Here is a 745-nt window from a genome sequence, read left to right as displayed (position 1 = left end):
GACTTGTGGGCCAGTAACCAAAGGCTTGCTATTGGGCTCAGCCTGCCAAGGATTGTTACCTGGGATTGCATTAAATTGATTGCTGTAACGTGTCGGCTTTTGTGTGTTTGTCTCTTCAGCTGCTGCGCCCTGCTCACCAATGTGCTCAATCCAGGTCAATATCCAGTCTCGATTAAGCGCTTCGTCATTATGGTCAACAAGTTCAAATTTAACACCACTGATAGCCTGCAAAATATTACTCCGCCCAGAGGCGACTTGAGCATCACGGCGCAGGTATTCTTGACGAACTTGTGTAATAGAAACCCCTGCAGCATCATCTTTATAACGGCCAGGAAAATCAAAATGCTCATAGTCAGGCCTTTGAAACTTGAGTTCTTGACCCCTACTGCTTTGTAGAAAACTGTATTGCGGTTTCTTAAAACTGTAATCTTTTAAGCTAATATTGGCGGGCTTAATTTGGTGCTGGTAATTAAATTGATTAACAAAGGTGTTTTCACCCATCCCGCCACTGAGCGCATTATAGGGAAACGGACGCTTTAAGCTGCTCACCTTACTCGTACTGTCACAAAAAATCAGTGTGTGAACATCGTGAGTATGCTCAAAGTAGTAAAATAGGCCCACTTCCGCGGCCAACCGACTGATAAACTCAAAATCCGTTTCACTGTATTGCACACAATACTCACGTACTTCTGATTCAAATCGTGCATCACAACTAAACGCGTAATCACTTATCCCCATTTCATTT

Annotated in this window: 1 protein-coding gene; it reads right to left on the bottom strand. The window is 43.5% G+C overall.

Going from position 1 to position 745, the window contains the following annotated elements; genetic code table 11:
* Positions 1–745, bottom strand: a 745-nt coding sequence (tssI, locus tag J8L86_RS21000; protein WP_211031452.1) for a type VI secretion system tip protein TssI/VgrG, incomplete at both ends; no start/stop codon positions are given.

Source organism: Shewanella sp. MMG014 (assembly GCF_018100775.1).
GTDB classification, from domain to species: Bacteria; Pseudomonadota; Gammaproteobacteria; order Enterobacterales; family Shewanellaceae; genus Shewanella; species Shewanella japonica.
The sequence above is the reverse complement of the archived record's forward strand: the minus strand, read 5'-3'. Positions and strand labels throughout refer to the sequence as shown.